Annotated in this window: 13 protein-coding genes; 1 reads left to right on the top strand and 12 read right to left on the bottom strand. The window is 32.0% G+C overall.

Annotated elements, in window-relative coordinates:
* Positions 1–53: 53 nt before the first annotated feature.
* From ACI32A_RS09160 to mraY, 3 genes are read right to left on the bottom strand one after another with little or no spacing between them, the layout of a single operon-like run.
* Entirely contained in the window at positions 54–878 is an 825-nt protein-coding gene (locus ACI32A_RS09160; protein ID WP_439754755.1) for an undecaprenyl-diphosphate phosphatase, read from the bottom strand.
* Positions 875–2,197, bottom strand: coding sequence for a UDP-N-acetylmuramoyl-L-alanine--D-glutamate ligase (gene murD, locus ACI32A_RS09155; RefSeq protein WP_439754754.1), 1,323 nt, complete (start codon positions 2,195–2,197; stop codon positions 875–877). The genes ACI32A_RS09160 and murD overlap by 4 nt, the downstream gene beginning before the upstream one ends.
* A 1-nt stretch (position 2,198) precedes the next feature.
* The gene (gene mraY, locus ACI32A_RS09150; RefSeq protein WP_439754753.1) at positions 2,199–3,161 is read right to left on the bottom strand and encodes a phospho-N-acetylmuramoyl-pentapeptide-transferase; all 963 of its coding nucleotides are present in this window, start codon (positions 3,159–3,161) and stop codon (positions 2,199–2,201) included.
* A 139-nt stretch (positions 3,162–3,300) separates the two neighbouring features.
* Between mraY and rpmB the strand changes: the two genes are divergently transcribed.
* The gene (gene rpmB, locus ACI32A_RS09145; protein ID WP_439754752.1) at positions 3,301–3,480 is read left to right on the top strand and encodes a 50S ribosomal protein L28; all 180 of its coding nucleotides are present in this window, start codon (positions 3,301–3,303) and stop codon (positions 3,478–3,480) included.
* A 40-nt stretch (positions 3,481–3,520) separates the two neighbouring features.
* On the opposite strand, the gene ACI32A_RS09140 is transcribed toward rpmB, so the two are convergent.
* The 9 genes from ACI32A_RS09140 to ACI32A_RS09100 are packed head-to-tail and all read right to left on the bottom strand — an operon-like array spanning position 3,521 to position 13,106.
* The gene (locus tag ACI32A_RS09140) at positions 3,521–4,123 is read right to left on the bottom strand and encodes a thiamine diphosphokinase (protein WP_439754751.1); all 603 of its coding nucleotides are present in this window, start codon (positions 4,121–4,123) and stop codon (positions 3,521–3,523) included.
* Entirely contained in the window at positions 4,120–4,779 is a 660-nt protein-coding gene (gene rpe / locus ACI32A_RS09135) for a ribulose-phosphate 3-epimerase (protein ID WP_439754750.1), read from the bottom strand. Before rpe ends, ACI32A_RS09140 begins: the two co-directional genes overlap by 4 nt.
* Complete coding sequence (gene rsgA / locus ACI32A_RS09130) at positions 4,776–5,630, bottom strand: ribosome small subunit-dependent GTPase A (RefSeq protein ID WP_439754749.1); 855 nt, start codon at positions 5,628–5,630, stop codon at positions 4,776–4,778. Before rsgA ends, rpe begins: the two co-directional genes overlap by 4 nt.
* Positions 5,623–7,242 carry a protein kinase domain-containing protein gene (locus ACI32A_RS09125; protein ID WP_439754748.1) on the bottom strand — a complete coding sequence of 540 codons (1,620 nt, stop codon included), beginning with the start codon at positions 7,240–7,242 and terminating at the stop codon, positions 5,623–5,625. Before ACI32A_RS09125 ends, rsgA begins: the two co-directional genes overlap by 8 nt.
* On the bottom strand, positions 7,235–7,987 hold the full coding sequence (locus ACI32A_RS09120) for a Stp1/IreP family PP2C-type Ser/Thr phosphatase (RefSeq protein ID WP_439754747.1): 753 nt from the start codon (positions 7,985–7,987) through the stop codon (positions 7,235–7,237). The genes ACI32A_RS09125 and ACI32A_RS09120 overlap by 8 nt, the downstream gene beginning before the upstream one ends.
* Position 7,988: 1 nt before the next feature.
* Positions 7,989–9,029 (bottom strand): 23S rRNA (adenine(2503)-C(2))-methyltransferase RlmN, encoded by a 1,041-nt coding sequence (gene rlmN, locus ACI32A_RS09115; protein WP_439754746.1) that lies wholly within the window; start codon positions 9,027–9,029, stop codon positions 7,989–7,991.
* A 9-nt stretch (positions 9,030–9,038) separates the two neighbouring features.
* Positions 9,039–10,241, bottom strand: coding sequence for a 16S rRNA (cytosine(967)-C(5))-methyltransferase RsmB (gene rsmB / locus ACI32A_RS09110; protein WP_439754745.1), 1,203 nt, complete (start codon positions 10,239–10,241; stop codon positions 9,039–9,041).
* A 1-nt stretch (position 10,242) separates the two neighbouring features.
* Entirely contained in the window at positions 10,243–12,363 is a 2,121-nt protein-coding gene (gene priA / locus ACI32A_RS09105; RefSeq protein WP_439754744.1) for a replication restart helicase PriA, read from the bottom strand.
* 29 nt (positions 12,364–12,392) lie between these two features.
* On the bottom strand, positions 12,393–13,106 hold the full coding sequence (locus ACI32A_RS09100; protein ID WP_439754743.1) for a TrmH family RNA methyltransferase: 714 nt from the start codon (positions 13,104–13,106) through the stop codon (positions 12,393–12,395).
* Positions 13,107–13,123: the final 17 nt, after the last annotated feature.

Below are 13,123 nucleotides of genomic sequence, written 5' to 3'. Positions count from 1 at the left end.
ACTATGATTAGCGCAATTTTTTTATTTTAGGGTTATTTACTCGTTACAGCCCCTTATAGAATATAGAAAAATAATAAAACAAATACACCCAATGCAATTCGATAATAACCAAAAATTGTAAAACTATGTTTACGAACATAATTTAATAAAGAACGAATTGCAAAGACGCTGACAAAGAAACTAATGGTTGTTCCTATAATCAATAAAACAAATTGTGAAAAAGTAAACATTCCATAGGCCATAAAATATTTAACCAGTTTCAATAAACTAGCTCCTGCCATAACAGGTATGGCAATAAAGAATGAAAACTCACTGGCAACATAACGTGAACAACCACAGTGAAGACCACCTAAAATAGTAGCTCCAGATCGACTGGTTCCTGGAATTAAAGCTAAACATTGAAAGAATCCAATTTTTAAGGATGTCAAATAATCCAATTGTTCCAATTTAGAAATCGTGACAGGTTTTGGATTTTTTTCAACAACAATAAAAATGACTCCATATGCGATTAAAGCCACTGCAATCACAAAATTAGCCGATAAATAGCCTTCAATGATATCATCCAGTAATAAACCAATGACACCTGCCGGGATTACACCAACAATTACTTTTAACCATAGACGAAACGTATCTTGTTTCTGTTTTTTATTTTTTGAAGAATCAAATGGATTCAATTTCTTAAAATACAGAAACAAAACAGCTAAAATACTACCAAACTGAATAACTACTTTAAATACCGTAAAAAATTCAGGTGGAGATAATGGCCACAAACTATCAAATAAAATCAAATGCCCTGTACTACTGACTGGCAACCACTCTGTAATTCCCTGAATGATTCCCAATACAATGGTTTTGATCAGATCCAAAATAAAACTCATTCTTCGCTCCTTTTCTTAGCGTAATCCAGAACCATTTGTTTAAAGATTTCTCCACGAACTTCGTAATTTTTAAATTGATCAAAACTAGAACAAGCAGGACTCAGCAGGACAGTATCCCCTGGTTTTGCCACTGCAACTGCATGTTCAAATGCTTCTTGCATAGTTTGGCAAGAAGTTTGATTTGTGAAAATATCTTTAAACTTTTCTTTTGTTTGTCCAAAAGAAAAACAATGCTTCACAATGGAATCAAACGCCTTCATATCATCAAAAGAAATATGTTTATCTTTTCCCCCACATAATAAAATTAAATTACGATCAAAAGCCGATAAAGCAGCACAAGCCGCATGTGTATTCGTTGCTTTTGTATCATTATAATATCGTACATCATCTATTGTTGCAATATATTCAATACGATGCTCCACGCCTTTAAAAGAAGAAATCACGTCTTGAATATCTTCTAAAGAAACACCCATCAAATAAGCCATGCAAGAAGCCATCATTGCATTTCCACAATTAAAGTCTCCTACAATCTTTAATTCATCAATATCGAATAAACAAATATCTTTATAATATGCATAATGCCCTTTACGATATAAATCTACATCTTCTCTTTTTAAAGAAAAATCAATCACATTACAAGGAATATTTATAGCATATTTCACAATATTTTCATCATCCACATTACGAATAAAATAATCCGATTCCATACAATTCTGGTAAATCTTCATTTTCGAACTATAATATTCATCTAAAGAATCCATATAATCCAAATGATCCGGTGCTAAATTTGTGACAGTGGAAACCAAAGGCCGAAAAGAAGTCATGCCCAGTAATTGAAAATTACTCAATTCCAAAGCCACATCTTTTGTTTCGTTTCCATATTGATAAACCAATTCCGATAAAGGCGTACCAATATTACCGGCCACCAATGCCTTTTTATTTTTTTGTAACATCTCATACAATAACGTAGTAATTGTTGTTTTTCCATCTGTTCCCGTAATCGCTCCATATGTAAAATTTGGTGCAAATCGATATCCAATTTCAATTTCTGTATAAATGGGAACATTTTTCTTTAAAAAATATTGAATCCATTCTACACGATACGGAATACCAGGATTTTTAACTACAAATTCAAAATCAATATCTTTTAAACAATCTGGATGACCATTGTCAAAGACATGTATTCCCATTTCTATTAATTCTTCTTTACAATCAATGGCTTTCATATCTGTAATGAATGTTTCATATCCTTTTTGATTTAATAACTTACTGACTGCAATACCACTGCGAGCCGCTCCTAAAACCAATACTTTTGCCATTTTACATCACTCCAATCAATAAACCAATCACTGCACAAATTGCTCCAAATAACCAGAAACGTGTTACAACTTGTGTTTCTGACCATCCACTTAATTCAAAATGATGATGTAAAGGCGCCATCTTAAAGATTCGTTTCTTTGTTTTTCTATAATACGTTACTTGAATGATTACACTTAATGTTTCACAAACAAAAACCAATCCAATTAAAACCAGTAAAATTTCCTGTTTTAATATCATACCCGTAGCTGCAAAAATACCACCCAGAGCCAAGGAACCTGTATCGCCCATAAAAATTTGAGCTGGATGTTTATTAAATTTTAAATAACCTAATAAAGCAGCAATAACCAGTAATAATAAATAAGCTACATTATTAAAATCTTGAATAAAAGCAAAAACCACAAATGGAAGAAGCGCAATAATCATTTGACCTGCACATAAACCATCCAGTCCATCTGTTAAATTTACGGCATTGGTTTCGGCTGTAAACATAATAAATACTAAAATAAAATATAAGAAACCTAATGAAATGGTATGATTCCAGATAGGAATCCAAATGGATAATTCGGAATTGCTTTGATATAACAAGAAAAAAACAACAGCTAATATGGACTGTAACAAAAACTTAGTTTTAGGTTTTAAACCTGTATTGTCTTTCTTAACAACAATAATATAATCATCAATAAAACCAATCAAACCATATCCTACATAAGCTAAAATCAAAATCCAGGCATTTAGATTCAATTCAACCCATCCTGCAAGACAAGACAATAAAAAAACAATAACAGGAACTACAATAAATACAATACCACCCATTGTTGGTGTACCATTTTTCTTTTTATGAGAATCCAATCCTTCTTCTCTTTCTGTTTGTCCAAATTTTATTTTATGTAGAAAATCAATCATTTTCGGCATGATTAAGACAACAAAAACTAAAGTGACTAAAAAACCGATAATATAGATCATATTTGTCTCTCCCTTTTCATTGTATTATATCATTATAATAAGCAATGAACAAACTTAAATTTTATCTTGAAAAAAAATAAGTACAATGATATTATTAATAAGCGATTGCGTAATATGAAAAAAAAGGAGGACAGGCAAGATGTCAAGAGTATGTGAAGTATCTGGTAAGGGTCCTTTAACTGGAAATAGACGTTCTCACTCTTTACGTGCAACACGCCGTAAATGGAATGTTAACTTACAACAAGTTACTATTAATGGAGAAAAGAAACGTGTGAGTGCTCGTACATTAAGAACTTTGAAAAAACAAGGACTAATCTAATTGTACACACAAAAGGAATAGCAGCTGCTATTCCTTTTTTCTATTTTTCATTGGATTCAATACAAAGAAAAGAACCACTATGTACTTCAACCATTCCTTGTGAATGGATAAAAGAATTCGAAGTTAAATATAAATCATTTTTGTGAATCATGCGATGATCTAATGTATATAAAAAACCTCGTAAAGAAATAAAACCGGGTTCCAAAACGAAAAAAGAAATATTTTTATACTCATTTTTTAAAATATATTTTCCTTTTTTGAATAACCTTACTCTTTGTGTTTCATCTAATAAAATCAAATCATTAAATTTTTCTTCCATTAAACGAATATTTAAAAAAGTATGATCTAAGCGACCTGTTAAAGCTCCAAATAAAATAACTCGATCAAATTGTTCATAACACTTTAAAATTGCCAATTCACTATCTGTTTCATCTTTCATAACAGGAAATTGATACACAGGACAAATCGTTTTTAAATACGATAATTTTTCAGAATCTATCGAATCAAAATCTCCAATCGCAAAATCTAATTTCAAATTTTGTTCAATTACTTTTAAAGCTCCTGCATCAACGCCAATATAATGTGCATTCTGTATAACTGGGATACATTTCGATAAAGGTGTTACACAAATCGCCAGACTCATTTTAAAAGCCCTTCAATTCGTTTGGGAATATTGTCTTTAAATACAAAAGAACCCGCTACCAAAGTATCGGCACCCGCTTCAATTGCCTTTTTAGCTGTTTCAAAATTAATGCCCCCATCAATTTCAATTCGATATGATAAATTTTTTTCCATTCGTTTTTGAAAAAGCCAGCGAACTTTATCCAATTGTTCTTCCATAAATTTCTGACCTCCAAAACCAGGTTCGACACTCATGATCAAGATGGTTTCCACTTTATCGAGTAAGCATTCAAAAGCTTCAATTGATGTAGCTGGTTTAACCACAAAACCTGCATCCATTTTATAGTCATGAATCAAATCAATGGCTTCTTGAATTTTATGAATATCATTATTAAAAGACTCTGTATGCACTGTAATTTGATGTGCCCCTGCCTTATAGAAATCTGGAATATATTTTATTGGATCACTTATCATTAAATGCACATCTAAATATAAGTTTGTTGAATCATGAAATCCTTTTAAAATATGTGCACCAAATGTTAAATTCGGTACAAAATGTCCATCCATTACATCAAAATGAAGCCATTTAGCTTTTGATTCATTCAATGCCTTTGTTTGTTCCTGCATCTTTGAATAATCCATTGATAAAACAGAAGGCGCAATAATTAATTCATTCATTTCTTTTCCTCCTTGATTTGTTTATAATCCTGATAAATGGATGCATTAATTTTTTTAGCATGTACAGCCTCTTTTATCGCACAATCCGGTTCATTGACATGAATACAATCTTTAAATCGGCATTGATTTAAAAATGGCTGAAAATCTAATATTAAGGAATCCAAATGGGATGTATCTAAACGAGTAAAATCCAAGCTTGAAAACCCAGGCGTATCCGCCACCCATCCATTACAAACTTTATGCAACTGACAATGACGAGTTGTATGTTTTCCACGACCCAATGCCTTGGAAATTTCCTGGGTCTGTAATTTAAATTCAGGATCCAATCGATTCAATAAAGAACTTTTCCCAGCACCCGATTGACCACATAAAACACTGATTTTTCCATCTATGTGTTCTTTTAATTGTTCATCATTATGTCCAGGATATGAATAAAAAACTTCATATCCTGCTTGTACATAGGAATCAAATTCTTTTTCGAATTCTTCTTTATTGTCCACCAAATCCATCTTTGTAACGACAATGACTGGTTTTACATGTGCTAAAGACACTAGAAAAATCAATCGATTCAATAAATGACAAGAATAATCTGGATCTTTAACACTTGTGACAATTAAAGCTTGATCCACATTGGAAATAGCTGGCCGAAGAAGACGATTTTTACGAGGCAGTATGGAATGAATGCGATAAGCATCATCAATTTTCTCAAAGAAAACAACATCCCCTACAACTGGTGAATCCTCTTTTCTTAATTTTCCTCTTGGAATTGCGACCACTTCTCCTATACAAGAATCAATTGTATATTGATTTGAAATAATTTTAATTATCGTTCCTTGTTCCATATCAATCATAATACAGTATTAATACACTGTCTGTCCCTTCTTGTGTATACGTACTACCTACTCCTGGATCCATATCAACAACTGTAAAATTTTGTCCAGTTCCATAATATGGTTTTAAAACCACTGCAATTCCTAATTCATTTAATTCTTCTTTCACTTGATAAACATCTCTTCCTAAATAAGAAGAAGAAATTTGAACCGCTGGATAATCACTGACCACAAAAGTTATGGATTCATTAGCAGATGGATCAATTCTTTGTCCAACTTTTAATTCTTTTTGTTCTAAAATAATTCCTGGATTGGTATCTTTCATGCCTTTATATTCAATTTGAATATTTAATTGAACACCATTTTCATTGAATTCATTTAATACATCTTCTAAATAAAGGCCCGTATAATCTTCCACTAAAAAACTAGGACCTTTTGAAATCACAATCGTAAATTCTTTATTTGTTTTCACAATATCACCTATATCATAGGAACTCTTGCAAACTGTATCTTTTTCATATTCATCACTGACATCGTATTCAAATTGAATATAATTTGGATCAAAATCATTTTGTTTAAGTAAAGAAACAGCTTCTTCTTTTGTTTTTCCTAAAATATCGGGCATGACCTCATAGCCTAAAAAACCTGGAATACGTACAATACCACTTACCAGTAAAACCAAAACCAATAAGATAACGCACAAAAGAGCAATCAAGGCTCCTATAATAAATGGACGAATCACTGGTTTTTGTTTATTTTCTTTTATTTCTTGTTCATTGTCATTATTTGAAAACGTTAATCGTTTTACATTTTTATATTCATCATCTAAACAATGTTCTAAATCATATAACATTTCTTTACAAGACTCATAGCGATCGTTTACATCTTTAGCGGTTGCCTTTAAAATGATATTTTCAATGGATTGAGCAATGCCAGGATTAAAATCTGTAATAAAAGGCATTGGATCTTTTAAATGACGAAGCGCAATTTCTGTTGGAGAACTCCCTCGAAATGGGACCGATCCACTTAATAATTCAAAAAATACAATTCCCAGTGAATAAATATCTACTTGTGGATTGGGTTCTTTTCCTTGTGCTGTTTCCGGCGCCAAATAATGAGCCGAACCCATAACCGTATTATTTGAAGTCAATTGAACAGAATTGCTGGCAACTGCAATTCCAAAATCCGTAATCTTTACAGTTCCATCATCTTTAACCAACACATTTTGTGGCTTAATATCACGATGAATGATATTGGCGTTATGAGCGCATAAAACCGCACTCGTTAATTGTTTCATGATATAAAGGGCTTCTTGTTGAGATAAAGCTCCTCGCTTAGCAATTAATTGCTTCAATGTATGTCCTTTGATATATTCCATCACAATATAGTGCATACCATTGTATTCCCCTACATCATAGATATCCACTACATTGGGATGGCTAATCCGAGATGCCGCACTGGCTTCTCTTTGAAATCGAACAAGAGTCATCGCGTCTTCACTTAATTTTGGTCGAAGTATTTTAATGGCAACAACACGATTTAAAATAGTATCCTTTGCGGTATAAACATCGGCCATTCCCCCTTGTCCAATCAAAGAAAGTATTTCATATCGATTGGAGATTGTTTTAATCATAGGATTCTTCCATTCTATCGCTTTCAATTAAAATAATTGTACAATTATCTAGTCCACCCGCTAAACGAGCTTCCAACATTAAATGATTGACTTTGTCCTGAATTGAAAACTTTGAATTTTCAACAATGTTTTGAATGACATTGTGTTCCACATAGCCATGAAGTCCATCGGAACAAATTAAAATATATTTATAATTGGACTGAATTTTATTGATATCAATTCGGAATAAATGCCAAATTCCCAATGCATTGGTTAACGTATTTTTCTGAATATGATTCTTAGCCTGATCCAATGTGATTTTTCCTTCACGTAAAAGTTGTGCAATAACACTATGATCTTCACTCATTTGAATCAATCCATCGGAATAATCCGCATAAATACGAGAATCCCCTACATTAAAAATATAAGACGAAGTTTTGGTAATCATGATGCCCACACAAGTCGTTCCCATGCCTTTTAAATTTAAATCCTGGCTGCTTTGTTTAAAAATCGCATCATTGGCTTTATTTAATTGATGATGAATCCATTGATTGACTTCATAATCTTTTTGAAAAGCGGGAGCTTGTAAAAATGCATCACGAAGTGTAGAAACCACTATATGACTTGCTACTTCTCCTCCTGCATTTCCTCCAATCCCATCACAAACCACGGCCAGCCAGTCGTTGTTGGGATTTTGAAATACACAATAATCGTCTTCATTGACACTTCGAACCAATCCAATATCCGAATTCGCAAATACTCTCATCTTACTTTTCCCTTCTTATTTCTTTAATACGTAATTGACCACAAGCCGCATCAATATCGTTTCCATGTTCTTTACGAATCGTACAGCGTACATTATTTTTCATCAATAAATCATAAAAAACCATGGCTTCCTGATAACTGACACTTTTAAATTCTTTTTCATCGACATTGTTATATGGAATTAAATTCACATACGCATTTCGATTTTTTAATAATTTCGCTAATTGTCTGGCATGAATGACCTGATCATTGACACCTTTTAATAAAATATATTCAAACGTCAAGCGACGATTGTTTTCCTGAGAATAATAATCCAGTGCTTTCATTAATTCTTCTAATGGATAGGCTTTATTCACCGGCATTAATTGATTACGCAACTCATTATTTGGGGCATGTAAACTAATAGCTAGATTATACTGAGTATGTTCATTGGCAAAATCATATATACGAGGCACTATGCCACTAGAAGAAATCGTAATGTGACGAGATCCAATTCCTAAGCCTCGATCGTGATTGACAGTGGATAAAAAATTCATCACATTGTCATAATTATCAAAAGGCTCTCCAGTTCCCATCACAACAATATGCGATAAACGCTGATTTTTTGCATCTAATTCTTTTTGTACATAAATTACTTGAGCCACCATTTCTCCTCTGGTTAAATCTCTTTTTTTCTTTGTTAAACCACTGGCACAAAAGGCACAACCCATATTACATCCCACTTGACTGGAAACACAAACACTGTTTCCATAATCAAATACCATCATGACACTTTCTAATAAACAGCCATCTTTGGTTTGAAATAAAAACTTTGTAGTTCCATCGTGACTGACTTGTTTGGTAATCAAAGTCAAAGGATTCATTTCAAATTCTTCTTTTAATTGTTCTCTTGTTTCTTTGCTTAAATTGGTCATTTCATCAATTTCATTGACACGAGAACGATAGAGCCATTGAAAAATCTGATGCCCTCGAAACGCTTTCCATCCATGCTCGATTGCCATTTGCTGCATTTGCTCATAATTTAAATCATATAAACTCTTCATAGTTTTCCTCTAATTTCTATATTGAATCTTGGCCATATAAAAACCATCTTGTTTTTCATCAATCAACATTGTCACTTGTGAACTACAAATAAATTCAGGATGATTTTTTAAAAAAGCCTGTACTTGTTTTTCGTTTTCTTTTTTATTAATTGTACAAGTAGAATATACTAAAATTCCATCTTTTTTCAAATGAGAAGATGCACTTTCCAATATTTGCTGTTGAAGTGGAATCAAAGAATCCATATCGGTAGGTTTCATCTTTAATTTAATATCCGGTTTCCTTGATAATACGCCATATCCACTGCAAGGAACATCGCATAAAATACGATCATATAAACCAAAATTTGATAAATTCCTGGCATCTTGACAATAAACAGATACATTATCTAAATGAAGTCTTTTTATATCTTGTTCAATTAATTTTTTGCGATGCTTATGAATTTCTATACAGTCAACATGTCCTGTATGACATAAACTCTCGGCAATGGCCATAGACTTTGTTCCAGGTGCTGCACAACAATCCAGAACATTCATATTCTTTTTTACATCCAGAAATAAACAAATTCGATACGATCCTTCATCTTGAATAGAACACTTTCCTTCTAAATAAATATTAGAAGAAGCTATGTGCTGCATTCTGGTTTTATATAATTGATGCGTAACCCATTCAAAATTCTGGTCAAATTCATAATCTGGATTCCATCGAATAAAAATGGGCAAATCCTGATTACAATGCGTAACCATTTGTTTTGTGGCATCCATTCCATATTGTTTTTTCCACATTTGAATTAACCATAAAGGAATCGAATAACGAATACTTAAAGCTTGACATTCATCTTCAGGAAGTGAAATACAATCTGGATTGATTTTTCGTAGAATCGCATTCACCAATCCACTGGCTTTAGGACACACTTTTTTCGTAATTTCAATGGCATCGTTAACAATGGCATATTTGGGTACTTTATCCAAAAAACAAATCTGATATACGCTCATTGATAAAATGATGTTAACCTTATCTTGTACATTTTTATTCGCATATTGTTTCCAGATATATTGACAATACATATAATTTTGAATGGTTCCATAAAAAATATGAGTTGCCAGTGCCTGGTCTTTTTCTTTGACTTCATGTAGATGATTCTTTAAATAAAGATTCGAATACACTTGGTTGACTATCACTTCATATAAAGCTTGATACACCCAATATCGCATATTATTCCTCCAATCGCATCGGATACATATTGACTTCTATTTTTACATTTGATTTTAATGAACGATGAAATGTCATCAATTCATTGACTTTATTTGTAAGAAAATCCTTTGAAGAAGCTTTTAAAACAAGACGCATTCTTTGTACTTGACGACGTGGTGTAATAACGATTGGTCCTAAGATTTTCAAAGGCAATAGAGTTTCTTTTTCAACTTCAATGACTTCTTCTATTTTTTTCAAATCTTTGTGTACATATATTAAAGTACACATATAAATATAAGGTGGATATTTTCCTAAATGACGATATTTCATTTCTTGAATAAAAAACGAAATATAATCATGATTTATTACACTTTGCATCACAAAATGAGAAGGATCAAAAGTTTGAATATATACATTCCCTTCTTTTTCACTTCGACCAGCTCTACCCGATGCTTGTTCTAACATCTGGTAACAAATTTCAGATGAAGAAAAGTCATTTCGAATCAAAGCCTGATCGGCTTGTATAATTCCAACTAATGTCACACGTGCAAAATCCAAACCCTTTGCGACCATTTGTGTACCAATTAATATATCGCCTTTTTCTTCAAATTCTTTTAACAATTTGGCATGTGCATTTTTCTTTCGCGTACTATCGGCATCCATTCGAACAATGTGTGCATCTGGAAACAAAGAAGAAATTTTTTCTTCTAGTTTTTCAGTTCCCATTCCTAATTGATAAAATTCATGTCCATGACAATTTGGACATTCATGATGAAAATAAAAGACACGTCCACAACAATGACAAATACAGCTTTGATCGATTTTATGATACGTTAAGGCAATGCCACAATCTGGACATGTTAATACTTCATTACAAGTAGAACACTTCACAACAGGTAAATATCCTCTTCGATTTAATAATAAAATAATTTGTTCCTTTCTTTGAAGGCATTCTTCCATTTTTTGTATTAAAGTTTGTGAAAGACCAAAGATTGTCTGTTCTTTTTTCATATCAATTAAATGAATATATGGCATTTTCTGATTCACTCTTTGATTTATATTCACTAACTGAAAAATTCCTTTATAAGCTCGTGCATAAGAATCCAAAGAAGGCGTTGCAGAAGCAAAAACAACTTTACATTGGTGTACTTTCGATCTTTCAATCACAATGTCTTTTGTTACATAGCGCGGACTATTGTCTTGTTTATAAGAAGAATCGTGTTCTTCATCCATTAAAATTAAACCCAAATCATGAAAAGGCATAAAAACAGCCGAACGTGTTCCCACAACAATTTTCACTTTCTTTTCTTGTACCAGTTTATATTGCGCATATTTCTCCTGGTCATTTAACTGAGAATGATAGATTGCTATATCTGTACCAAAACGAGCACTTACGCGTTGAATCATCATAGGTGTCAATCCAATTTCTGGTACTAAAAATAAGACTTGTTTACCTTTGGAAATTGCTTCACTTGCTAATTGTAAAAAAACTTCTGTTTTACCTGAACCTGTAACTCCATGTAATAAAAAAATAGATTGATTGGATTGCTGAATCGTTTGAATGGCTTGTTTTTGTTGTGTTGTTAATGCAAAAGAAGTATCTTTTGAAGTTTGTATTTGAACACTATTTTTTTCAACTTCTTTTAAAACAATATAACCTTTTTCAATAAAAACTTTTGCATATGATTTTGTATATTTACGATAAACACTTGCCTTCATTGGACATTTTGAAACAATGTCTTGTAACACTTTTTGTTGTCTTGGATTTAAAGTTTCATGACTTTCCTGCACATAAGCCCATTGATCTTTTACAATTTTGGCATGAGAAGAACTGGGTTTTAAAGCAGGTGGTAACATGGTTTTAAAACATGAAATTAAAGGGGCTACATAGGTTTTTGACATCCAATAAGCCAATTTCATTAATTCATCGTTTAATAAAGGTTGTTCATCTATAACTTCAATGACTTTTTTTATATTTGTTACATCACTTTGAACATTAATTTCATGAACAATACCAATGTATTCTTTATTTCGAAATGGAACACGAACTCGACATCCAACTTGTACATTTGAATCGCATTGATATGTAAATGGTTTATTTAATTCCATTGTGCTTTGTTCTACATAAACATTAATTTTCATATGTTTCATTATAGCATAAAAAAAGACGACTAGCGTCTTTGTCTGAGATATTCAAAAGCCAATATAGAAATTGCACTAGGTGCATCTAAAGCATTTCGAAAATCATTTCCATATGGAATCACTATATTTTGTTTGCTGTTTTTTACAATGAGTGAACTTAACCCACGAAATGAACCTCCTAGCGCAATACAGCAATTCACTTCAAAGTGATAATCATATAAAGAAATGGCATCTTTTCGATGGGCACAAAGTAAAGGGATATTGTATTTGTGTAAATAATCAATTAAGTCTTGTTCCTTATCAATCCAGTAAATCGATAATTTTTCAAAAGCACCTGCACTGGCTTTTAAAATAATTTGCTGGCTATAAGACCAATCTCTATCTGGTAAAATCAATGCCTGGGCTCCACTGGCATATAAAGTACGTGCTATGCTTCCTAGATTATAAGGATCTTCAATTCCATCTACATAAACAATCAATCCATCTTTTTTTTCATTTAATCTTTGTTTAATACCATCTTCTGCTTGTAGTAACATGCCTCCATGTTTACTTGAACCAGATAATTCATCCATTTCTTTTCGAGAACAGATTTTCACTTTTACATTTTGTTTTTTGGCTAATCGAATAATATATGCAAAATCTTTTGTTCGTTTTTTTGAATCTACATATAATGTATGACATTTTCTTTTTTGTGCTTCTAATATAGCTTTACAAGAAATTGTACCTTCATATAAATTTTTCATAAAAATATTATAACTTC

The organism is Floccifex sp. (assembly GCF_051873555.1).
Classification (GTDB): Bacteria; Bacillota_I; Bacilli_A; order Erysipelotrichales; family Erysipelotrichaceae; genus Floccifex.
Note: the sequence above shows the minus strand (reverse complement) of the source record. Positions and strands in the feature narration are given on the sequence as shown.